The organism is Methylobacterium mesophilicum (assembly GCF_022179445.1).
In the GTDB taxonomy this organism is placed as follows: Bacteria; Pseudomonadota; Alphaproteobacteria; order Rhizobiales; family Beijerinckiaceae; genus Methylobacterium; species Methylobacterium mesophilicum.
In genome coordinates, this window is record NZ_BPQU01000003.1 from 134,611 (window position 1) to 155,614 (window position 21,004).

The 21,004-nt window shown below is 69.2% G+C and carries 20 protein-coding genes; 11 read left to right on the forward strand and 9 right to left on the reverse strand.

Annotation, left to right across the window (positions count from 1 at the left end):
• Positions 1-95 precede the first annotated feature (95 nt).
• Together mdoH and MFF40_RS05100 are read right to left on the reverse strand one after the other, a co-directional pair.
• Positions 96-2,279, reverse strand: a complete 2,184-nt coding sequence (gene mdoH, locus MFF40_RS05095; protein WP_438804097.1) for a glucans biosynthesis glucosyltransferase MdoH — start codon at positions 2,277-2,279, stop codon at positions 96-98.
• A gap of 38 nt (positions 2,280-2,317) precedes the next feature.
• Positions 2,318-3,895, reverse strand: coding sequence for a glucan biosynthesis protein D (locus MFF40_RS05100; protein WP_238259843.1), 1,578 nt, complete (start codon positions 3,893-3,895; stop codon positions 2,318-2,320).
• A 158-nt stretch (positions 3,896-4,053) separates the two neighbouring features.
• On the opposite strand from MFF40_RS05100, the gene MFF40_RS05105 reads away from it, so the two are divergent.
• From MFF40_RS05105 to MFF40_RS05115, 3 genes are all read left to right on the forward strand, one after another.
• A complete protein-coding gene (locus MFF40_RS05105; protein WP_147853104.1) occupies positions 4,054-4,650 on the forward strand; it encodes a ribosome hibernation promotion factor in 597 nt (198 codons plus the stop codon).
• A 134-nt stretch (positions 4,651-4,784) separates the two neighbouring features.
• Positions 4,785-5,252: a PTS IIA-like nitrogen regulatory protein PtsN gene (gene ptsN / locus MFF40_RS05110; RefSeq protein ID WP_238259844.1), complete on the forward strand. Its 468-nt coding sequence runs from the start codon at positions 4,785-4,787 to the stop codon at positions 5,250-5,252.
• A gap of 5 nt (positions 5,253-5,257) precedes the next feature.
• Complete coding sequence (locus MFF40_RS05115; RefSeq protein WP_238259845.1) at positions 5,258-5,578, forward strand: hypothetical protein; 321 nt, start codon at positions 5,258-5,260, stop codon at positions 5,576-5,578.
• 225 nt (positions 5,579-5,803) lie between these two features.
• Here MFF40_RS05115 and MFF40_RS05120 read toward each other — a convergent pair whose 3' ends face one another.
• The 3 genes from MFF40_RS05120 to ftsE all read right to left on the reverse strand — a co-directional run bounded on the left by MFF40_RS05120 (position 5,804) and on the right by ftsE (position 8,396).
• The gene (locus MFF40_RS05120; protein ID WP_147853107.1) at positions 5,804-6,586 is read right to left on the reverse strand and encodes a YdcF family protein; all 783 of its coding nucleotides are present in this window, start codon (positions 6,584-6,586) and stop codon (positions 5,804-5,806) included.
• A gap of 152 nt (positions 6,587-6,738) precedes the next feature.
• A complete protein-coding gene (locus MFF40_RS05125) occupies positions 6,739-7,707 on the reverse strand; it encodes a cell division protein FtsX (RefSeq protein ID WP_147853108.1) in 969 nt (322 codons plus the stop codon).
• Positions 7,704-8,396 (reverse strand): cell division ATP-binding protein FtsE, encoded by a 693-nt coding sequence (ftsE, locus tag MFF40_RS05130; RefSeq protein ID WP_147853109.1) that lies wholly within the window; start codon positions 8,394-8,396, stop codon positions 7,704-7,706. Before ftsE ends, MFF40_RS05125 begins: the two co-directional genes overlap by 4 nt.
• 238 nt (positions 8,397-8,634) lie before the next feature.
• Here ftsE and MFF40_RS05135 point away from each other — a divergent pair, with 238 nt between their 5' ends.
• The 3 genes from MFF40_RS05135 to MFF40_RS05145 all read left to right on the forward strand — a co-directional run bounded on the left by MFF40_RS05135 (position 8,635) and on the right by MFF40_RS05145 (position 12,095).
• Positions 8,635-9,411, forward strand: a complete 777-nt coding sequence (locus tag MFF40_RS05135; protein ID WP_147853139.1) for a zinc-ribbon domain-containing protein — start codon at positions 8,635-8,637, stop codon at positions 9,409-9,411.
• A gap of 550 nt (positions 9,412-9,961) precedes the next feature.
• Entirely contained in the window at positions 9,962-10,918 is a 957-nt protein-coding gene (locus MFF40_RS05140; protein WP_147853110.1) for a helix-turn-helix domain-containing protein, read from the forward strand.
• Between the two features lie 220 nt (positions 10,919-11,138).
• On the forward strand, positions 11,139-12,095 hold the full coding sequence (locus MFF40_RS05145; RefSeq protein ID WP_147853111.1) for a helix-turn-helix domain-containing protein: 957 nt from the start codon (positions 11,139-11,141) through the stop codon (positions 12,093-12,095).
• Here MFF40_RS05145 and MFF40_RS05150 read toward each other — a convergent pair whose 3' ends face one another.
• From MFF40_RS05150 to MFF40_RS05160, 3 genes are all read right to left on the reverse strand, one after another.
• On the reverse strand, positions 12,096-13,271 hold the full coding sequence (locus MFF40_RS05150) for a glycosyltransferase family 2 protein (RefSeq protein ID WP_147853112.1): 1,176 nt from the start codon (positions 13,269-13,271) through the stop codon (positions 12,096-12,098). It lies immediately after the preceding gene.
• A gap of 112 nt (positions 13,272-13,383) precedes the next feature.
• Positions 13,384-13,776, reverse strand: a complete 393-nt coding sequence (locus MFF40_RS05155) for a thioredoxin family protein (RefSeq protein ID WP_147853113.1) — start codon at positions 13,774-13,776, stop codon at positions 13,384-13,386.
• 120 nt (positions 13,777-13,896) lie between these two features.
• Complete coding sequence (locus MFF40_RS05160) at positions 13,897-14,193, reverse strand: hypothetical protein (RefSeq protein ID WP_147853114.1); 297 nt, start codon at positions 14,191-14,193, stop codon at positions 13,897-13,899.
• Positions 14,194-14,386: 193 nt separating this feature from the next.
• Between MFF40_RS05160 and MFF40_RS05165 the strand changes: the two genes are divergently transcribed.
• Positions 14,387-15,037: a TetR/AcrR family transcriptional regulator gene (locus MFF40_RS05165; RefSeq protein WP_147853115.1), complete on the forward strand. Its 651-nt coding sequence runs from the start codon at positions 14,387-14,389 to the stop codon at positions 15,035-15,037.
• A gap of 57 nt (positions 15,038-15,094) precedes the next feature.
• Positions 15,095-15,565 carry a DUF2852 domain-containing protein gene (locus MFF40_RS05170; protein ID WP_147853116.1) on the forward strand — a complete coding sequence of 157 codons (471 nt, stop codon included), beginning with the start codon at positions 15,095-15,097 and terminating at the stop codon, positions 15,563-15,565.
• 55 nt (positions 15,566-15,620) lie between these two features.
• On the opposite strand, the gene MFF40_RS05175 is transcribed toward MFF40_RS05170, so the two are convergent.
• Positions 15,621-17,312 carry a methyl-accepting chemotaxis protein gene (locus MFF40_RS05175; protein WP_238259848.1) on the reverse strand — a complete coding sequence of 564 codons (1,692 nt, stop codon included), beginning with the start codon at positions 17,310-17,312 and terminating at the stop codon, positions 15,621-15,623.
• A 440-nt stretch (positions 17,313-17,752) separates the two neighbouring features.
• On the opposite strand from MFF40_RS05175, the gene upp reads away from it, so the two are divergent.
• The 3 genes from upp (at position 17,753) to MFF40_RS05190 (ending at position 20,909) form a co-directional block, all read left to right on the forward strand.
• The gene (gene upp, locus MFF40_RS05180) at positions 17,753-18,388 is read left to right on the forward strand and encodes a uracil phosphoribosyltransferase (RefSeq protein ID WP_147853118.1); all 636 of its coding nucleotides are present in this window, start codon (positions 17,753-17,755) and stop codon (positions 18,386-18,388) included.
• 156 nt (positions 18,389-18,544) lie between these two features.
• Positions 18,545-19,786 (forward strand): ABC transporter substrate-binding protein, encoded by a 1,242-nt coding sequence (locus tag MFF40_RS05185; RefSeq protein WP_187277599.1) that lies wholly within the window; start codon positions 18,545-18,547, stop codon positions 19,784-19,786.
• 109 nt (positions 19,787-19,895) lie between these two features.
• Entirely contained in the window at positions 19,896-20,909 is a 1,014-nt protein-coding gene (locus tag MFF40_RS05190; protein ID WP_147853119.1) for an NAD(P)H-quinone oxidoreductase, read from the forward strand.
• Positions 20,910-21,004 lie beyond the last annotated feature (95 nt).

The following is a 21,004-nucleotide window of genomic DNA, read 5'->3' on the forward strand; positions in this document are numbered from 1 at the left end:
AGCGCCTTGTCGCCGCCCGTGCGGCGATAGGTATCTATGAGCGGGTGCTTCAGGACTTCGAGCCCGAAGCATCCGCGTCCCAGTATTCCGGTCCGTCATTCCCGAGCGTTGTCGTGCTCCAGCCGTACCAGCCGATCGAGCAGGGCACGGTCGTGAAGCAGCGCCATGCGTTCCTTCGGAGAAAGCCAGGCCCGAGCCTCCGTCACGGTCGCGGCCTCGCAAATCTTGGCGGTGGCCAGGGTCTGGTCTGGGTCGATGGCACCCCGGGGCCGTGACAGGCCGACGGGGAGCATGCGGGCATGGGCCTCGGCCAGCGTCGGATCGGCGTGGAGCGCGGCGAGTGCATCGGCCTCGTCGAGCCCCTGGCTGGCGTTGCGGGCCGCCAGGATGCCGGCCCGGACGGCGATCTCCGGTGGGGTCTCCTCCTCGGGTGTCGCGAGCAACCGGCGGCGCTTGAGTGCCAGCCCGAGGCCGAGCTGGCCGCTCGCCCAGGAGATCGGGATTGCCAGGACCAAGCCCAGGATCGTGGGGCTCATCCAGAGGAACGGTGAGGTCGCGAGCGCGAAGGCCGCGATGCCGGCGACCAGGCCGAGCGCCGTATGCCAGCGATGGCGGGCCACGATGTCCCGCATCGGGATCGAGCCGTCGTCGCGGCGCTGCGGATTCCAGCCGGTGTCGCGTCCGAGCAGGATACCCATCACCGATCCGGACTGGATCACCATGGCCACCGGCGCCACCAGGGCCGACAGCAGGACCTCGACGAGGCTCGACAGGATCAGCCGGCCGGCGCCGCCGCAGGCCCGCCGCACCGGTCCGTCGAGGAGGGCCAGGATCAGGCCCAGGAGCTTCGGGGCCAGCAGGACCGCCATGGTCAGGCCGAACAGCTGGAGCGCGCGGACGGGATCGAACCGCGGGAAGACCGGCGAGAACCCGGCGCCGCCAAAGTAGTCCGGCCGCTCCGTGGCGGTCTGCAGGACCAGCAGGATACCGACCACGAGCTGGCAGAGCCAGAGCGGGGAGGCGAGGTAGCCGGCGATGCCGGTGGCGAAGTGCTGGCGCGTGGCCGGGTGCAGGCCGGCAGCGCCGATCACCCGGGCGTGCTGCAGGTTGCCCTGCGCCCAGCGGCGGTCGCGGACCGCCACGTCGATCAGCGAAGGGGGGCTCTCCTCGTAGGAGCCGGGCAGTTGCGGGAGCATGTAGACCGCCCAGCCGGCGCGGCGGATCAGGGCTGCCTCGACGAAGTCGTGGGACAGGATGTGGCCGCCGAAGGGCGGCTTACCGGGCAGGTCCGGCAACCCGCAGGCCTGCGCGAACGCCCGTGTGCGGATGATGGCGTTGTGGCCCCAGTAATTGCCGTCGCGACCCGACCAGGCGGACAGCCCGGCGGCGATCACCGGTCCGTAGATCCGGGCGGCGAATTGCTGGAGACGGGCGAACAGGGTGTTGCGGTTGATGATCAGCGGCAGCGTCTGGACGATGCCCGAATCCGGGTCGGCTTCCATGGCGGCCGCGAGCGCCACCACGGCCGGACCGCTCATCAGGCTGTCGGCGTCGAGAACCAGCATGTGGTCGTAGTGGCCGCCCCAGCGGGTGACGAAGTCGCCGATATTGCCGGCCTTGCGGTGATGGTTCTTCGGCCGATGCCGGTAGTACAGCCGGGCATCCGGGCCGAGGCGGTGGCGCAGGTCGAGGAAGGCGCGCTCCTCGGCGATCCAGGCGTCGGCTTGCGTCGAATCGGAGAGTACGAACCAGTCGAAGTGGTCGCCGAGCCCCGTGGCCTCCACGGCTTCGCGCATGGCCTCGACGCCGGCGAACGTCCGGGCCGTCGCCTCGTTGTAGACCGGCATCAGCACGGCGGTACGGGTGTGGAGCGCAGTCGGGACCGGGGCCGGGCGCGGCCGGCGCAGCAGCATCGCGAAGCCGAGCAGGCCGCTGGTGAAGGCCAGGGCGATCCACGAGAAGGTCAGGCAGAACAGCACGACCAGGACGAGCTGCAAGGCGGTCGGGCTGCCGGAGACCGACACGGTCTCGACCATCTGCCAGCCGCCATAGAAGGTGAGCGCCAGCGCGCCGCCGAACACGAACAGCCGGGCCGCCCAGGGATTTTTTCGCGGTCGCGCCGGCCGGTGGCCGCCCGTGCGATCCCAGGTCGAGAGGTCCTGCACCGGCATCGCCAGGGGCGCCTCAGGTGGCATCGCAGCAGTCTTCTCAGGGCGCGCGGTGCCGGCATCCGGGCTGGATGCGGGCGGCGTCAACGTGGTGGTCTCGTCCAGGCGCACGGCGGGGTGTGATCCTCGGGGTGATGGGCGATTGAAAATCACGGCGTCCAGCGGAACAGCCAGGTCTCGCTGGCCCGCTCCTGTCCGCGCCGGAGCCCGAGGCGCAATTCGCTCGCCCGCTCGCTGCCGGGATCGAGCTCGAATAGCACCCGCAGGGTCCGGCGCTCGGGATAGGGGAACCGATCCTGCCGGGTGATCGTCCCGGCGGAGGCGCTGAGCGCCACCTCGATGTCCTCGAGCCGGGTCAGCCCGTCACCCTCGAAATCGACCGCGAACAGGCGCCGGTTGCCGGCGCTGCCGTGGCCGCAGCGGCTGTCCTTCACCCGGGCGAGCTCGGGGGGCAGCGGATCGGGCCAGCCCCTCGACCAGTGCTGGCGACAGAGGAAGCGCATTTCGCCGCCCTTGGCGAGCTTGGCCTTCGGGCGCCAGTAGGCGAACACGTTCTCGTTCAGCTCCGAATCGCTCGGGATCTCGAGGAGCGTCACCGCGCCCTCGCTCCAATCGTCCTGCGGCTCGATCCACAGGGACGGGCGCCGCTCCCAGTGCCGACGGTCGTCCTCGAAGTCGTCGTACGAGCGGGCGCGCTGCATCAGGCCGAAACCCTTCGGCCCCCGGTCCAGGAAGGCCGAGACCTGCAGCGCCTCGGGATTGTGCACCGGGCGCCAGATCGGCTCGCCGTAGCCGTTGCGGATCGCCAACCCCTCCACCGAGAAGGCGGCGGCGCGCAGGTCGTCCACCTTCTGCCGGTCGAGCGGACCGAACAGGTAGCTGCCCTGCATGCCGCCGAGGCCGATATGGTCGAGTTCGGCCCGGGCGAACACGGTGCCGTCGATCCCGGCCACGGAGGCCTCGCGGCCCGGCGTCAGCGTGAGCTTGAACGCGGCGGCGGCCGATTCCGACTCGACCAGCGCGTGCACGACGATCGGCTGACCGGGCGCGGGCGCCTCGATGAACAGGGCGCGGAACAGCGGGAACTCCTCGCCGCGGGAATCGGCCGGCCGCAGGGCCAGTGCCCGGGCGTTGATGCCGAAATCCTGGCCCTCGGCCACGAGGCGGAAGAACGAGGCGCCCTGGAACAGCGCGAAGTTCGACAGCTCGGTCCCGTCGCGGAAGCGGGCGCGCAGGCGGAACCCCGAGAAGGCGGTGTCGGCGTTCAGCTCCGGCAGGGCGATGTTGGCGGCGATCAGGCTGTCCCTGTCGTAGGCGATCGGCTGCACCAGCCCGTTCTCCACGACGAAGAGCGACACCGGCGTGTCGAAGATCGACCCGCGCAGCAGCGGCTCGACCTCGTAGCCGAAGTCCCGGCCGGCCCAGACCGCGCGGCCGGGCACCGGGTGGATCGCCTCGTAGGCGTCCCGGGACAGCGCCTTCAGCACCGCCGGCACGTCGTCGGTCTTCGGCGCCGCGTAGGGAGCGGAGGCCCGGGCCCGGGCGATGTCGGCGAGGGTCCCGGCCTCGAACGGTGCGCCGGCGCCCGGCAGGGTCGTCGCCGGGTTGGCGCCGGCCGGCTCGGCCGCGTGTGCGATCGCCGGCAGGGATCCCGCGGCGATACCCACGGCTCCGGCCAAAAGGGCACGGCGGGTGGGGGCGGCGGCGAATCCGTCGGCGGTGGTCATGCGGGCCTGCATCTCAGGTGTCGGAACGGTGCCTGTATACCGGGAGGCCGGCTGAACCCAGGGTTAAGCCGCGGTCCGGACGGAACGGACCCGACTCCGTTGACTTAGAGCAAGCCGGCTCTCTAATTCTCGGGACTGAATCGCACGGGGGAGGAAGCATGGGATCGTTGCGGGTCACAGGCCACGGCGTGGATCTCGGAGAGAGTCTGCGCGGCCGTGTCGATGAGCGGATGTCCGCGACTTTGACGAAGTATCTCGACTCGCACATGAGCGATTCCTGCACCGGCCACGTGACGCTCCGGCGCGACGGAACGGCCTACCGTACGGATTGCGTCCTGCACCTCGTGTCGGGGCTGACCATCGAGGCGGTCGGCGTCGCCCACGACGCGCGGTCGAGCTTCGAGCAGACCGCCGACAAGCTCGAGACGCGCCTGCGCCGCTACAAGCATCGGTTGAAGCAGCACGCCACTGGCCCCAACGATCCCGCGGCGATCGAGGCTGCCTACGCAGTGTTCGCCCCGCCGGACGAGGTGGACGAGGACGAGCCGGAGGACGGCGATGCTCACCCGCCGATCGTTGCCGAGAGCACCAAGACCCTGCAGCGCCGGACCATCGGCGAGGCGGTGACCGCGCTCGACATGACGGGATCCCCAGTGGTTGTGTTCGTCCACGCTGGCACCGGGCGCGTCAACGTCGTATACCGGCGCAGCGATGGCGCGATCGGCTGGGTGGACCCGCCGGGCGCCGTCGACTGACGCGTGTGGACCGGGAGGAACGGAGCCGGAACCGGCCCGTTCTCCGGCCCATTGATAGTCAGAGGCGTCGCCCGAGACGCCTCTGCGACGAGGCCCGTTCCGACGTGGATGGGTGACGGGGCAACGGTCGATCGATGCCAATTCTGGAATTCCTCGACCCCGAATCGGTCGTGCAGTCGCTGCGCGCGCGCGCCAAGAAGCAAGTGCTTCAGGAACTCGCGTCACAGGCCGTGCGCCGGCTGCCGGCGCTCGAAGAGCGGCCGGTCTTCGATACGCTGCTCCAGCGCGAGCGCCTCGGCTCGACCGGGATCGGTGACGGCGTGGCGATCCCGCACGGCAAGCTGCCGGGCCTCGACCGGTTGTTCGGTCTGTTCGCACGCTTCGACAAGCCGGTGGATTTCGAGGCCCTCGACGGGCAGCCCGTGGACATCGCGTTCCTGCTGCTCGCACCCGAGGGCGCGGGCGCAGACCACTTGAAGGCGCTGGCCCAGGTCGCCCGGATCCTGCGCGAGCCTGGCATGCTCAACCACATCCGCGCCGCCCGCGATGCCAGCGCGCTCTACGCTCTGCTGACCCGCTCGACGGCGCCGCAGGCCGCCTGATGCCGATGTTCCGTCACGCCGTGATCCTCGTGATCTTCGGGGTAGCACCCGGCATCGCGCTGGCTCAGGGGGAAGCCACGTGCGGCCGAGATGTCCTAGTGGCGCAATCGATGCAGCGACAGGCCCTGGAGCAACTCGAGCAGGCGGATGGCGACGATGCCAAGAACTGCCGCGTTTGGCGCCGTCACGTCGACACGATGCGCCGGGTCGCGAGCGTCTACGGACGGTGCCTTTCGGGTTCTGAGCGCGCCCAGAGCCTCGCCCAGGTGCAAGGCTCGGATCGAGAATTCTCGGCGGCGATCAAGGCGCGCTGCGGCGCGCATTGAGGTCTGGTATCGAGAACACGCGCTCGGGTAGTGGTCGCCGCAGCTGCTTCTCGCTCGAAAACCCGCCCTGTCATTCCGGGTCCGCGCAGCGGCGCCCGGGATCCATAACTGAGACAGATCAAGGTTTTGCTCGGTCGGCGGCTCGGGATTCAGGGCTTGCCTGCGGCGCCGCGCAATGACCCTGTCGGTTCGATCGATCGGCCGACGAAACCTAACCGGAGAACCTCAATCGAGTCCGCGCATCATGAGCGGCTCGGCGACCATCTTCACCGGCTTGCCGCGGCCGATCAGGATCGCCGCCCGGGAGCGCTCCGGATCCTCCTCGAAGCGGGTGCGGACCCAGCTCGCCAGGAACTTCACGTATTCGGAGGCCAGAAGCCTGGCCGTGGGCGGGCTCCGCCACCAGCGGTCGGCATCCAGACCCTCGGTCACGACCGGATGCGGCAGGACGCGGTCGCTGTCCTGCAGCGCATGGTCCAGCTCGATGAGCGTGCGCGGCATGTGGTAGTTCGAGGTCACCACCGCGACGGTGTTGAAGCGGTGCGCCCGCATCCAGCGACGGGTCTCGATGGCGTTCCCGATCGTGTTGCGGGCCCTGTAGTCGAGATCGACGCAGCAGGCGATCAGGGCGCGCTGGGTGGGGTTCAGCCGGGTGATCTCGTCGCGGCTAGTGCGCTCGTTGACGCCGGTGATCAGCAGGCGCCGCCCGTAGCCGCCGGCCAGCAGGTCGATCGCGTCGCCGATCCGCTGCGCCCCGCCGGTCAGCGCAACGATCCCGTCGGCGCGATCGGCCGGGCTCCGCTCGTGCCGGGCCAGCGCGCTGACGAAGATCAGGAAGCCGACGAAGAGGGCCAGGCTGCCGGCGCCGGCGGCGAGGCCACAGGCCCATACGGCGAGCCGGTGCCGGGGATGGGACCGGGCCGGTACGAAGACGCGGCGCGGGAGAACCCACTCGTTCCAGGCCCAGCCGAGGGCGTCCGTCGGGTAGGGGGCCGGTGCGCGTTGCATCCGCGTGGTCATCCTCCGGAGGATCGGCGTCGAATGCGGCGGCCCGGAGGCGGCCCGATCGACCACATCCACACCGCCGCGATAACCTTTCCCAACCCTTAACGGTTTGCCGTGACCCCCTGTTTCCCCTGCATGCCCATGTTGTTACGCGCTCAGGACAGGAAGCGCCGGACGGTGATCCGCGAAACGATTCCCGTGACCAGCGAAGCGATCACGCCGATCAGGATCACGCTGGCATAACCGCGCAGCCCGACCTGGACCGCGCCGAACAGGGCTTCGACCTCCTGTCCGGCCGGGCCGGAACGGGCCGCCCGGGCCAGCAATCCGGCGATCGCGAAGGCCAGGATCGCCAGGCCGGCGCCGATCGCACCCCCGCGCAAACCCAGTCCGAAGAACCGGCGCTGGAACGCGCGGGCGATGTAGTCGTCGTCGGCGCCGACGAAGTGCAGCACCTCCACCACCTCGCGGTTGCCCGCCATGGCACCCCGCGTCGCGAATGTGACGGCCAGACCGGTGGCGACCAGCACCAGCACCACCATCCCGATGCCGATGCCCACGAACGCGTTGGCCGCCGTCGAGAGCCGTTGGAGCCAGAGCGCGTGGTCGTCGAGGCTCGCCACGCCGGGAAGCGCCTCGGTGAGGCGCGTGCGCAGGCGCTTCAGGTCCGCGCTCCGGTCGTCGGCGAGCTTGAGTGCGATCAGGCGCGGAACCGGGAGGTCCGACAGATCGAGGCCGCTGCCGAGCCAAGGTTCCAGGAGCCGCTCGGCCTCCGCCTTGGAGAAGACCCGCGCCTCGGCGATACCGGGTTCGGACTTGGCGATGGTCTCGGCCCGGGCGACGTCGGCGTCGACCTCCCGGCCGGGGCCGGGCCGTACCTGGATCGTGACTTCCTGGGCGACGTCGCCCTGCCATTGTCCGGCATTGGTGGCGACGATCTCGGCGGCGCCCGCGCACAGGCCCGCCAGGAATGTCAGGATCGCGATGACGGCAGCCAGCGACCGCCCGGCCGCGGTGTCGGTGGGGACCAGGGCGGCGTTGCGGCGTAGGCCCGTGGGCAGGACCGGATCCGCCGGTCCGGACGCGGAGTCTGGTTTGGGCCGGGCCGTCGCGGGGGCGCTCATTCCTCGATCCGCAGCCCGCCTTCGCCCAGCACCATGCGGCGGGCGTCGACGGCGTCCATGATACCGAAATCGTGGGTCGCGATGATCACCGAGGTCCCGAGCTTGTTGAGTTCCAAGAATAGCCGCAGCAGGCGGCGCCCGAGGCTGGGATCGACGTTGCCGGTGGGCTCGTCCGCGAGCAGCAGGTCCGGACGGGCGATCAGCGCCCGGGCGATGGCGGCGCGCTGCTTCTCGCCGCCCGACAGGAGGGGCGGCAGGGCGTGCATGCGCTCACCGAGGCCGACCCAGCGCAGCAATTCCACCACCTCGGCCCGGTAGCTGGTCTCCGACCGGCCTTGGACGCGGAGCGGCAGCGCTACGTTTTCGTACGTGGTGAGGTGGTCGAGAAGGCGAAAATCCTGGAACACGACGCCCATGCGCCGCCGCAGGCCGGTTAGCGCCTTCGCGGATATGCCGCTGACCTCCTCGCCGAAGATCGAGACGAGGCCGCGGGTCGGACGCACCGACAGGAGGATCAGGCGCAGCAGCGTCGTCTTGCCGGCGCCCGACGGACCGGTGAGGAACTGGAACGAGCGGGGCGCGATCCGGAAGCTCACGTCCGACAGCACTTCTGGCCCGAGGCCGTAGCGCATGCCGACATTCTCGAACTGCACCACCGGCCGCTCCGCGCCTGGCAGCAGGCTCTTCATGCTCGCCTGTACGTTCAAAGCCGTGCCGGGTTTCGCCGATTCATGGTGCCGAAATCGCCGGATGGGCGGGCGTTTTCAAGGCCGGTCAGCTTTCACTGACGCTTAACCCTGTTCGGGCACGCTTTCGCAACCGATTTTGCCGTCCGGCTCCGTCCGGGATGATCGGACGCGGGACTCGATCCCGGATGGAACCTGCCCGCCCGACCGGAGGCGAGCGCCCTGAGCGAATGGCTTGCGTATGCTGATCGTCTGCCCGAGCTGCGCCAGCGAATACCGGCTCGATGCCGGCAAGGTCGGCATGGAGGGCCGTTCGGTTCGCTGCGCCGCCTGCCGCGAGACGTGGTTCATCACCCCCGCCGACGTGCTGGCCGGCCACGAGGCCGAGTTGGCCGAGCGGGCCGAGGCGGAGCCCGATCCGGTCGCCGACGCAGCCTGGCAGGAAGCCTCCGCCACGGTCCGGGCGGCAACCGACGCGCCTGATCCGCCGCGGGTCCGCCGGCGCGCACCGCCGCGGGCCGACCGAGCCAAGGGCTGGCGCAGCGTGCAGGGTCTGTCGCCGTCCCTGGCCGTCGGGCTGACATTGCTGGCGGCGGTGCCTCTGATCTGCCTCGCCCGTGACAGCGTGGTCCGTGCGGTCCCGCAGAGCGCCGCCCTGTTCGCCCGGGTCGGTCTGCCGGTGAACCTCCGCGGCATCGAGATCCGCGATGTCGTGGCCTTCAGCAATCCGTCCGAGGACGGCCGTCCGGCCGAGCTGGTCGTCGAGGGCGACCTCGTCGGAATCGCCCGGACCGATGTGCCGGTGGCGACGTTGAGCGCCGAGATCCGCGACGCCGCCGGACGCGTGATCCGGTCCTTCCCGGTCGCGCCGCCGCGGGCCGTGCTCGGGACGGCCGAGACCGCGCGGTTCCGTGGCACGCTGATAAGCCCGCCCGCCTCAGGCCGGGCCGTGGTGCTGCACTTTGCCGATTCCGAACCGGCGCGCGACGACGCCCGAACCCCGACCGGCGGTCATTGAAGAGAATCGAAGTTGGCTACGGTCGGCCGGGCGTCGGATCGATCGACACCGTGCGTGGGGACGCCGCCGCGGGATTCTCTTGGCAGCCATTGACTTGCGGACCCGTCAGGACGGCAGACCAAATCCATCTGCCCGGCGTTCTCTGTCGTCACCCCGGAACGATCCGCACATCGCACGGCCTGCGGCGGCGCTAGATCTGTCTCCGGTGCCGCTGCCACGGACAGGATCAGTCGGTGGCGAAGAACGGCTGATCCTGATCTCGTCGTCCGGGTAGCGCGCGCGAGGGATGCCATGTGACGAGATTTGGGCGGCAGCGGTAATCTGTAACGGTCGGCGGTTTTCGAAACTCGTCGAGGGTTTCTCGTCGAATTTCAGCTGACGCAACGGGGCGTTTAAAGTTTGGAAAGTGTTTCCTTCCGCCGCGATCGGCGTCGGAAGGAAGCTGTTGCTTGCCTATTGCCTCTTGAGAACGGATCTGAAACTCTAGGTCTGCTGTCGTACGGCGAGCGATCGCCAGCACTCGAATTTAAGGTTGTGGGGCGGGTCCGCCGTGGTTGCCAAGAAAACCGTCCCGATCTTCTTCGGAACGACAGATGCCGTCGAGCCGAAACAGGCGTTCGACTATTGGCGCAGCACCGTCATGGCTGGCACCGACCTCGAACGACTTGACTCGGAGGTTCCGTTCGCAGCCTCGCGCATGGTCGCGGCATCCCGCCACGGATCGATTTTCCGGACGATCAGCCAACCCTTCAGCCTGGAGCGCAAGCCGCACCACGTCCGCGGCGACGGTCGGGACGAGATGGGCATCATGCTGGTCACCCGCGGCCGCGGCTACATCGAACAAGGCAACAACGGCGCGCTGCTCAATGCCGGCGACATCACCTTCCAGACCTGGGGACGGCCGGGCGGCGGCGGGAGCCTGTCCGACTACGAGGAAATCCGTCTCGCCGTGCCGCGTGCGACCTTCCTGGCGCATATCGGCAACGTCGACGACTTCGCCGCGAGGAAGTTCGCCGCCGGCCCCCTGAACGAACTCTTCGCGGCCTATCTGCGCGCGTTCGCGGGGTCGGTGGAATCGATGTCGGATGCCGAAACCGGGATCGCGGTCGAAGGTGCGCTCCACCTGCTCCGGGGTGTCATCAACGGCCAGAATGCCCGCGCGGACAACGAATTGTCGGCCAACGCGCTGCGGTCCCTGGCGCTGGCGCGGATCGAGCATCGCCTGCACGATCCGACGTTCGGCCCGGATGCCCTGGCAGCCGACCTTCGTATCTCCCGCAGCCGCCTCTACGCCGCATTCTCCGGCGGAGAGGGAATCGCGGCGACGATCCGCGACGCGCGGCTCGACCGGGCCCACGACCGGATCGTCATGATGCGCAGGGCCGGGGTCCGGGTGTCGTCGATCATGGCGACCTGCGGCTTCACCGACCCGGCCGCCTTCAGCCGCGCCTTCCGACAGCGCTTCGGCTTCTCGCCGCGCGACCTCCTCGCCCAGGCTGTCGCCTGAACGGGTCCGGGCCGCCATGACGCTGTCCGCGAGGGTGCGGTCGGACACGGTGACGGGCGACGGCCCGGTTCATAACCGTAGCGCGGCTCGAGGCGGCACGATGCGCTGCTTCCTGCGTCGGTGAAGCCGATAGCGGACCGCCGAGTACGATTCCCACCGGGGGAGCACACGTCACGCGGCGGGTTGTCGGCGGGATCGGGCGTTGCGAGGCGAGGGCGCCGTGAGTGTCGAGGCGAAGGTCCCCATCTTCATTCAGACGACGGATGTGGTCGGGCCGAAGCATGCGTTCGCATATTGGCGGGACGCGGTGCTCAGCGCCGCGACCATCACGCCGTTCGATCCGGCCGCCGCCTTCTCGGCCAGCCGCACGGTCGCGCCCTCCGCGAGGGGGACGCTGCTGCGCACCGTCAGCGCGCCGGTCGGCGTGGATCGCACCGCGCGTCATATCGGCCGCGACGGGCACGACGACATCGCGATCATGCTGGTGGCGGCCGGGCGAGGCTTCATCGAGCAGGGCACCAACGGCGCGATCCTGGGCGTCGGCGATGTCGCCTTCCACGCTACGGGCAAGCCCGGTATCGCCGGCAGCAGCGTCGGTTACGATGAGATCCGCCTCTCGGTGCCCCGCGCCATCTTCGCGGCGCAGGTCGGCGACCCGCAGGATCTCATCGGCACGAAGCTGAGCGCCACGCCGTTGCGCGGGCTGCTGAGCGCTCATCTCGACGCCTTCGCGACCTCTGTCTCCGGCATGTCGGAAGCCCAGGCCGGTATCGCCATCGAAGGCGCCCTCCACATCCTCCGCGGCATCGTCCATGGGCGGCGGACGACCGAGGACGGTGAGTTGTCCGCCGACGCGGTGCGCTCCCTGGCCCTGGCCCACATCCAGCGCTGCCTGCACGAGCCCGGGTTCGGCCCCCTGTCGCTGGCCGCATCCCTGCAGATCTCCCGAAGCCGGCTCTACGCGGCCTTTTCGGGCGGGGAGGGGATCGCGGCGACGATCCGCGACGCACGGCTGGACCGCGCCCACGACCGCATCGTCATGATGCGGACGGCGGGCGCCCGGATCGCATCGATCATGGCGAGTTGCGGCTTCACCGACGCAGCCGCGTTCAGCCGGGCCTTCCGGCAGCGCTTCGGTCTATCGCCCCGGGATCTGCTCGCTCAAGGGAAGGGATGATCAGATCCGCCCGGCCTGCGAATCGGCGACCGGCTGTGCCGTCGCCGTCGCCCCGCCGGCGGCCGACCGGGTCAGGCCCGCGAGGCGCTGCGCCATTCGGATCCCGGTGATGCCTATCCGCGCGAGCCGGATCTGGCCCGGCAACTGACGCGGACCGATCGGCCGGTACGCCAGACGCGGGCTGGCGCGCTCCGCCTCCGCGATGGCCTGACCGAGGGGGAGCTCGGCGATCCGGACGGCCTCCGCCCGGTCGATTCCGATGGCCTGCGCCCAAGCGTCATTCCTCCGCAGGCTGCCCGAGCCGTGCAAACGCCGGAACCGCCGCCGCCAGAGATGACGGCGCACCACCCGCGGAAAGGTCTCCATCCGGGCGTCGCAGAGCGCGTCCGGCTCCTCGCAGCGGGAGCGGATCGTGTCGGCCACGCCGCCAGGAGCCCGGCCGGTGAGCCGCGCCGAGATCGTCACGCAGACATCGGTGGCGTGCCGGACCCGCAGGCCGTGCTCGATCAGCCGCGCGATGAACGCACCGTCCTCACCGAGCGGGATCTCCGGCATGCCCCCGACCGCCCGGTAGGCGTTCCGGGTCACCGCCAAGGTCGCGCCGATCGCGGTCCGGTGGCAGGGCCATGGGTCGTTCGGGTCCGGATCGATCCGCGCTTCAGCCTCGGTGATCAGGGCATCGTAGATGTCCTCGAGGCGCCCGCGGGCGGGGAGGGATGGCGGCAGGAGCGCGGCCTCCGCGGCGTCGAGTTCGACCCGGCCGGCGACCGCGTCGGCGCCGGCCTCGATGGCGGCGCGGTTGCGGGCGACCCAGTTCGACGGGACGCGGCTGTCCGCATCCGTCGACAGGATCATCCCCGTATTCCCCGCATCCCCGAGCCAGGCGGCGGCGAGATCCATGGCCTTGCGCCGTGCCCAACCGGCATGCGCGCCGGAAAAGTCCTCGTTCGCGACCCGTACCGAGATCGACAGGGTCGGCACCAGCCGATCCACGAGGGCGTCGGTGCCGTCCGTGCAGTTGTTCAGGAACAGGACGAGGCCGAGGCTTCCGGGGGCGAGCCCGACCTGCGCGTCGATGGCCCGGAGGCAGGCCTCGATCCGCTCGACCTCGTTGCGCACCGGGATCGCGATGATCGCGGAGGGCGTGGAATCGGCTGGCTGGGTGGTGCGCGTCACCGGGGCGGTCTCCGTCTGGGCCCGCACGGATGGGACCGGACGCGGGCCTCCCGGCTATGCCCGACGCCGCCTGAACGAAACCGGAAAGCGCAGCACCGCCCGGATCGATCGATCAGAGGGTCTTTTCGAGCAGGCCCTCAATCCATTCCGGCTGGGTCTCGCCCACCGAGCGGCCCATCTCGGTCTCGCCCTTGTAGGCGATCAGCGTGCTCTGCATCCGCACATTGAGGCGCCGCAGCAGCTCTTTCTGACTGTCGAAATCGACATCGAAGATCTGGAGATCCTTGAAACGCGGCTCCCCGGCGAGCTTGGCCAGGATCGGCTTCTGTGTCTTGCAGATCGGGCACCAGGGGGCGCTGACCTCGATCAGGATCGGCTTGCCGCTCTTCTGCGCCGCCTCGAACGACGCCGCCGAGAACGGCATCGTCTCACCGGCAAGGGCCGGCGACAGGCTGGCGGCGAGGGCGAGACAGGCGAGCGCAAGCGCGGCGCGTCGGCTCTTCATGATGCATTTCCTCCGGCGCCAGGGCCTTGATGGTCTTTCGGCGTCCTCCCCGGTGTCGTTACACGATGGGGTCCGGAACGCGGCGCCGAAGGTGGGATCAGGCGCCGGCGCGTTGTCACATCATCGAGAGGCATCGCCCGACCGGTCCTGTTCGATCAGATCCGCGATGTCCTGCGCGTCCACGGCGTCCATCGGACGCCGGATCCGGAGTGCCCGCGTGGCGACACCGGCCCGCATCACCAGCACGATGGTCTCCATGTCGGGGCAGCCGGGATCCGCGCAGGCGATCTCGTTCACGGCCAGCGCGTCGGCCTCGCTCAGGCCGAGCGCAACGATCAGCTCCTGCTTGAGACGCGCGGCGATCCCGGCACGCTCCGCCGAGCGCGTGCGCCACGCTTTCAGACTCACGAAAGCCATGCCGAATGGTTTTCCCTGTGGCGAACGCGGCAGTACTATGCCCGTCTTTTAGAGGGTGCGACGCGATTCGACCGATTACGAGCCGATCGTGTTGCGCCTTTCAGGGCGGGTCAAGCAGTCGGCCCCCGTTCATGACCGAAACAAACGTCGTGCTCGACCGTAATGCCTGCGCGCGCGCAGAGGACATGAAAACTTGCGACCCTGGCGAGACGGACCGGGTGACCGGCGAAGCTATCACCACGGGAACCTCAAGGAGGCCCTGATCGAGGCCGCGCGCCGGTTCATCGCCGAGCGCGGGATCGGCGGATTCGCGCTGGTGGATGCCGCCCGCCTGGTCGGGGTGACGCCGGCCGCCCTCTATCGGCACTTCCGCGGCCGCGATGCGCTGCTCGAAGAACTGGCCGGGCGCGGCTTTGCGGAACTCGCGGCCCGGCTGGCGAGGGCGCTGACCTCCCGGGGTACGCCCCTCGAGCGCTTCACCCGGATGGGCGAAGCCTACCTCGCCTTCGCCGAAGAGGAGCCGGCCTATTACGCGGCGATCTTCGAGACCCGCGGCGCCGTGGCCGAGCCGTCCGAGACGGAGGCGGGGGCGCCCGGCCGCCCATCTCCGTTCGACCTGCTCGTCGAGGCGCTGCAGGCGACCTTCGCGGACGGGTTCGGGGGCGTGGCGCCCCGGTTCATCGCCCTCGAGGTCTGGGCGCTGGCACACGGCATCGCGACCCTGTCGGCCGCCGGGCACCTGCCGCGGGGACCGGGCTTTCCGGACAAGTACGAACTCCTGCGCGCTGGCGTGCTGGCGCTGGTCCATGGCGTTGCGCAACCAGGTGAACGAGCCCGGTCTTGAAAGCGCGCCCCGGCACCCGCATGTTAACTCCGTTCACATGAGCAGCGGAGCCAAGCCGTGACCACGCAATCTTCTTCCCCCTGGGCGACCGGCAAGCTCTGCCGCTCCGGCCCATTCCCCCGTCGGTCCCTCGAAATCGGCGCGATCGTCGTCGGGTTCATCTACTGGTGGCCGGTCGGCCTCGCGCTCGTCGCCTGGAAGATCGCCGGCTATCCCGCCTTCTCGGAACTGCGCGACGCCGCACGCCGGGGCGTGGCCGGCTTCGAGGGCAGCGGACGCTCGGCCTCGCGCTTCGCCCGAACCTTCGAGGCCGCCAACCGTGGCGGAACCGGCAATGCGGCGTTCGACGCCTATCGCCGGGCCGAGCTCGATCGGCTCGAAGCGCAGCGGAAGGCCCTGGAAGACGAGAGCCGCGCCTTCACCGACTTCGTCGAGGAGCTGAAGCGGGCCAAGGACCGCGAACAGTTCGACGCCTTCATGGCCAAGCGCCGCGGCGAGGGCGGCCAAGACCGCTCCTACACGGCCTGAACGCGAGCCAGATGCGGGGCCCGGCCGGACGGCTGGGCCCCGTTTTTATGAGGTCTCAGGCTGCCCGCACCGTATCGAGGAAGCGGGACACCTCCGCGGTGAGATGCTCGGATTGCCGCGACAGCTCGGAGGCCGCGCCGAGCACCTGCGCCGCCGATCGTCCTGTCGCCTCGGCAGCCTCTGCGACGCCCGCGATGTTGCTGGTGACCTCGCCGGTGCCGATCGCGGCCTGTCCGACGTTGCGGACGATCTCCTGCGTCGCCGCGCCCTGCTCCTCGACGGCGGCGGCGATCGAGGTCGCGACGGTGCTGATGTCCTGGATCCGCCCGGTGATCGACCCGATCGCCGTCACGGCCTGTCCGGTCGATCCCTGGACGCGGGCGATCTGGCCGGCGATCTCCTCGGTCGCCTTGGCGGTCTGCTCGGCCAGCGCCTTCACCTCTGACGCCACCACCGCGAAGCCACGCCCCGCATCTCCCGCGCGGGCCGCCTCGATGGTCGCGTTGAGCGCCAGCAGGTTGGTCTGGCCGGCGATCGACGAGATCAGCCCGACGACGTCGCCGATCCGGGCCACGGCACCGCTCAGTTCGTGCACCAGCGCACTGGTCTGCCCGGCCTCGTCGGCGGCTCTCTGGGCCAGCTTGGCCGATGCGTCCATCTGCCGGCCGATCTCCTGTACCGACGAGCCCAACTCCTCGGCGGCCGCAGCCACGGTGTTGACGTTGCTGGCCGCCTCCTCGGCTGCGGACGCGACCGCGCCGGATTGAGCCGATATCTGCCCGGCCATGGCCGACAGCGCGCTCGCGGTGGTCTGCAGTTCCGTCGCGGAGGACGAGACCTGACCGATGATGCCGCCGACCGCCTTCTCGAATTTGTCGGCCATCTCGCGCATGCCGGCCTTGCGCTGCTCCTCGGCGGCGGCACGTGCCTGCGCGGTCTCGGCCTCGAGAGCGCAGGTGCGGATCAGGTTGTCCTTGAACACCTCCACGGCCGCCGCCATGGCGCCGATCTCGTCGTGCCGGTCACGGGCCGGCACCGTCACGCCGGTATCGCCGCCGGCGAGCCGGGACATGATCTCGGTCATCCGCTGGATCGGACGCGAAATCCGAAACAGGGAGAAGGCCGCCGCCGCGAGCGCCGCGATGACCGACAGGATGACGTTGCCCCAGGCGGCCGCGGACGCGGTCTTGGCCCGATCCACCGCCTCGTCGACCTCCCGGGTGGCGTTCCGTTCGTTCAGGGCGACCAGACGCGAGAGCGAGGCACGCGCATCGTCGTAGATCTTCACCGTGTCGGGTCCGCCGAGCTGCGCGAGCGCCTCGGCCTGCTTGCCGGAGGCGATCAGCCGCCGCATCGCGCCGTCGATCTGCTCATAGCGGCTCCATAGGGCGGCGAACGCGTCGTAAAGGCCCCGCTCCTCGGGCGTGGAGATCAGGCGCTCGTAGGTCTTGCGCCGCTCGGCGAGCTGCGTGAGCGTCGCCGCGAGTTGCGTCTCGCCGGCCCTGAGGCTGTCGGGATCCTTGGAGAGGGTTATCAGGCGGAATTGCTTGATCCGCACCTCCGAGGCCGCGACCTCGACTTCGTTGATCCGCGACACTGACGGAAGCCAGTTGTTCGCGACCTTCGTCATCGCATGCCGAATGTCGGTTAGCTCGATAATCGATAGACTACCCTGACCTGCCGCAATAACGGCGAACAATCCAAATATCGCTGCAAGCGTCGTCTTGAGTGAAACGGTGAGGCGCATGGCTTTGAACCGATACCGCGGTGATGGCGCCAGCTAGCAGACCGGGTGTGTCTTTGAAAAGTCGTTCGAAAATGTTTGAGGGCAGTTTATGTTTCAAGTGGGCGTAAGTTTGTTTCGCATATTATAGAACAATCATGACATTGAGTTTGTATATTTGGCGGTTAGATCAAGGAAACAAATCAAGGAATTTATAGTTCGATCGAATAGTGATCACATCACGCAAAAATGAGCGTGGGTTTCTGCCGCAACCGGGGACGATTTTGTGAGGGTCGGGCGCGCATGCGCGTCGTCACCCGACCGCTGCCCCGTGCCGATGTAGTTCCGGGGTCCGGTGAACGCGTGGCCTCGATCGGGTTCGAATAGGTGTATTCGCGCCGTGTCACGTTGCGCCCCGGCGCTCGCTCCGGCATTCCTGCCCCTCTGGGGTGGAGGGATGTGCGATGCCGGCGAGTCGGGTCACGGTGGTCGATCACCCCCTGGTGCAACACAAGCTCACCTATCTGCGGGACAAGAACCGCTCGACCAAGGGGTTTCGCCAGCTGCTGAACGAGATCGGCATGCTGCTCGCCTACGAGGTGACCCGGGACCTGCCGCTGGAACCGGTTACCATCGAGACGCCGATCCAGCCGATGGAAGGCCGACAGATCCAGGGCAAGAAACTGGTCTTCGCACCGATCCTGCGGGCGGGCGTCGGTTTCCTCGACGGGATGCTGTCGCTGGTGCCCTCGGCCCGGGTCGCCCATGTCGGGCTGTACCGCGATCCCGAGACGCTCGAAGCGGTCGAGTATTATTTCAAGGCCCCGTCCGACCTCGCCGACCGGACCGTGCTGGTGCTCGACCCGATGCTCGCCACCGCGAATTCCGCCATCGCGGCGCTCGACCGGCTGAAGGCCCGGGGCGCCTCCGACCTGCGTTTCGTCTGCCTTTTGGCCGCCCCGGAGGGTCTGGCGAAGTTCCAGGCCGCGCATCCCGACGTCCCGATCTGGACGGCGGCGATCGACAGCCATCTGAACGACCACGGCTACATCGTACCGGGCCTGGGCGATGCGGGTGACCGGATGTACGGCACCCGCTGATCGAACAGCCCCCGGCTGGGCCAATTCTATCGATCAGTCCGCCGCTGTTTCGCACATTGGCTGGATGCACATTGTATTCATCTCGCCGAATGCTACAAAAATCGTCCGACCCCCGATGCGGCGCCAAAAGCCGCACGGCCCGGAGGAGGAATCAGCATGGCGATGGATCGCAGCGTGACGAGCCGGGCGGCGGCCCTGCTGGCAGCGGCCGGGTTGTTGGCCGCGGGTGAGTCCCGGGCGGCGGACCCGATCAAGATCGGGGTGATCGCGGAGGCGCAATCGGTGGTCGGGGCCTCGATCCCTCAGGCTGTCCAGCTCGCCGCCGACGAGATCAACGCGAAGGGCGGGGTCGACGGGCGCCAGATCCAGGTGGTCTCCTACGACGACAAGAGTTCGGCCTCCGACGCCGTCCGGGCGTTCCAGCGGGCGGTCTCCGAGGATAAGGCCCACGTCGTCATCGCCAGCTACATCTCCGAAGTCGTGCTGGCGCTGATGCCCTGGGCTGCCCGGCTCAAGACCCCGATGATCACCCCGGGTGCCGCCTCCAACGAAATCAGCCTCGCGGTCCACAAGGATTACGCCCGCAACAAGTACACCTTCCACGGCTATCTCACCTCGGCGGCTCTGGCCCAGTCGATCTGCGACTCGACCAAGGACATGCTCCTCGACCTGATGAAGGTGAAGACCGCCTCGATCATGAGCGAGGACGCGGCCTGGACCCGTCCGCTCGACGCGGCCTACGAGAAATGCCTGCCCGAGATCGGCGTGAAGGTGGTCGATCACATCCGGTTCTCGCCGGATACCGGCGACTTCACGCCGATCTACAACAAGATCGAGGCCGGCAAGCCGGACCTGATCGTCACCGGCATCTCGCATGTCGGGGTGCAGCCGACCGTGCAGTGGCGCAACCAGCAGGTGCCGCTGGCCATGACCGGCATGAACTCGCAGGCGACCTCCTCGACCTTCTGGGCCAACACCAACGGGGCGACCCAGGGCGTGATCTTCCAGAGCATCGCGGTGCCGGGCGCCGCGATCACCGACAAGTCGCTGGCCTTCAGCGAGGCCTTCAAGAAGCGCTTCGGCAGCGATCCGTCCTATGCCGGCTACATGGCCTACGATCAGGTCTACTACACGGCCGATGCGGTGAAGCGGGCGGGCTCCACCGAGGCCGACAAGCTCGTCGAAGCCCTGGAGAAGACCGACTGGGTCGGCACGGTGGGCCGGACGCAGTTCTACGGCAAGGACGACCCCTTTACGCACTCGATCAAGTACGGGCCGGGCTTCGTCACCGGGCTGATGGCGCAGTGGCAGGACGGCAAGCAGGTCGCGATCTGGCCGACGAGCCTGGCGCAAGGCAAGATCGTTCTGCCCCCGGCCGTGAAGGCGGCGGTGCGATAGGCCGGCCGCCTCGGCGCCGCGCTTGCCAAGCGCGCCCGTTGCCGCAAGTACAGCCGGACCGCGTCCCCAGGGGCGTGGCCCGGAACACGCACGCGTTGAGGACGCTTCGATGGCCAGCACCGCCCTGCCCGAGACCATGCGCCGGATCCACTTCACGGGACCGGGCGGGCCGGAGGTCCTCGCCGTCGAGACTGCGCCGCTGCCGAGCCCCGGACAGGGCCAGGTCCTGATCGAGGTGGTGGCCGCCGGCGTGAACCGCCCGGACGTCATGCAGCGCGCCGGCCTGTACCCGCCCCCGCCCGGCGCCACCGAGATCCCGGGCCTCGAAGTGGCCGGCCGCATCGCGGCTTTGGGGGAGGGGGTCCAGGGTCTCGCCATCGGCGAGGAGGTCTGCGCCCTGGTGATCAGCGGCGGCTACGCCGAGTTCGCAGTGGCCGAGGCCTCCCATTGCCTGCCCCGCCCCAAGGCGCTCTCGCTGGTCGATGCAGCCGGCCTGCCGGAAACCTTCTTCACGGTCTATTCGAACGTGGTCCAGCGCGGTCGTCTCGCGAAGGGCGAGAGCTTCCTGGTCCATGGCGGGTCGAGCGGCATCGGGGCGACGGCGATCCAGATCGCCAAGCATGTCGGCGCCCGGGTCTTCGCCACCGCGGGCTCGGCCGAGAAGTGCCGCTTCTGCGAGGATCTCGGCGCCGATGCGGCGATCGACTACAAGCAGGCCGACTTCGCCGAGGAGATCAAGCGTCTCACCGACGGCCGCGGCGTCGACGTCATCCTCGACATGATCGGCGCGAGCTACCTCGGCCGCAACATCAAATCACTGGCCCCGGACGGCCGACTGGTGATGATCGCCCTCATGGGCGGCTACAAGGTGGATGGGCTGAACATCACCCCGATCATGCGCAACCGGCTGACCTTCACGGGCTCGACCCTGCGGCCCCGCCCGAAAGCCGACAAGGCCGTGATCGCCGAGGGCCTGCGCAAGGATGTCTGGCCGGAGCTCGAGGCCGGCCGGATCCGCTCGGTGACCCATGCCACCTTCCCGCTGGAGCAGGCGCAGAAGGCCCACGAACTGATGGAATCGAGCGCCCACCTCGGCAAGATCCTCCTCACCACCGGCCGGTAACCGGCGCGCTCGACAGGAACCCGCTTCGGCGACGCCGCGTTGGCGGCCGGTAACGAAATCGTGTCGCGTGCGTCGCGTCCGGGTGGGGAGGGTGT

What these genes read in the sequence shown, in the direction of transcription:
- MFF40_RS05190 (WP_147853119.1), top strand. Translation starts at nt 19,896, where the DNA reads ATGGCCAGCACCGCCCTGCCCGAGACCATGCGCCGGATCCACTTCACG.
- MFF40_RS05155 (WP_147853113.1), bottom strand. Translation starts at nt 13,776, where the DNA reads ATGAAGAGCCGACGCGCCGCGCTTGCGCTCGCCTGTCTCGCCCTCGCC.
- ftsE (WP_147853109.1), bottom strand. Translation starts at nt 8,396, where the DNA reads ATGAAGAGCCTGCTGCCAGGCGCGGAGCGGCCGGTGGTGCAGTTCGAG.
- MFF40_RS05135 (WP_147853139.1), top strand. Translation starts at nt 8,635, where the DNA reads ATGCTGATCGTCTGCCCGAGCTGCGCCAGCGAATACCGGCTCGATGCC.
- MFF40_RS05120 (WP_147853107.1), bottom strand. Translation starts at nt 6,586, where the DNA reads ATGCAACGCGCACCGGCCCCCTACCCGACGGACGCCCTCGGCTGGGCC.
- MFF40_RS05160 (WP_147853114.1), bottom strand. Translation starts at nt 14,193, where the DNA reads ATGGCTTTCGTGAGTCTGAAAGCGTGGCGCACGCGCTCGGCGGAGCGT.
- MFF40_RS05115 (WP_238259845.1), top strand. Translation starts at nt 5,258, where the DNA reads ATGTTCCGTCACGCCGTGATCCTCGTGATCTTCGGGGTAGCACCCGGC.
- MFF40_RS05105 (WP_147853104.1), top strand. Translation starts at nt 4,054, where the DNA reads ATGGGATCGTTGCGGGTCACAGGCCACGGCGTGGATCTCGGAGAGAGT.
- ptsN (WP_238259844.1), top strand. Translation starts at nt 4,785, where the DNA reads ATGCCAATTCTGGAATTCCTCGACCCCGAATCGGTCGTGCAGTCGCTG.
- MFF40_RS05100 (WP_238259843.1), bottom strand. Translation starts at nt 3,895, where the DNA reads ATGACCACCGCCGACGGATTCGCCGCCGCCCCCACCCGCCGTGCCCTT.
- MFF40_RS05175 (WP_238259848.1), bottom strand. Translation starts at nt 17,312, where the DNA reads ATGCGCCTCACCGTTTCACTCAAGACGACGCTTGCAGCGATATTTGGA.
- MFF40_RS05125 (WP_147853108.1), bottom strand. Translation starts at nt 7,707, where the DNA reads ATGAGCGCCCCCGCGACGGCCCGGCCCAAACCAGACTCCGCGTCCGGA.
- upp (WP_147853118.1), top strand. Translation starts at nt 17,753, where the DNA reads ATGCCGGCGAGTCGGGTCACGGTGGTCGATCACCCCCTGGTGCAACAC.
- MFF40_RS05185 (WP_187277599.1), top strand. Translation starts at nt 18,545, where the DNA reads ATGGCGATGGATCGCAGCGTGACGAGCCGGGCGGCGGCCCTGCTGGCA.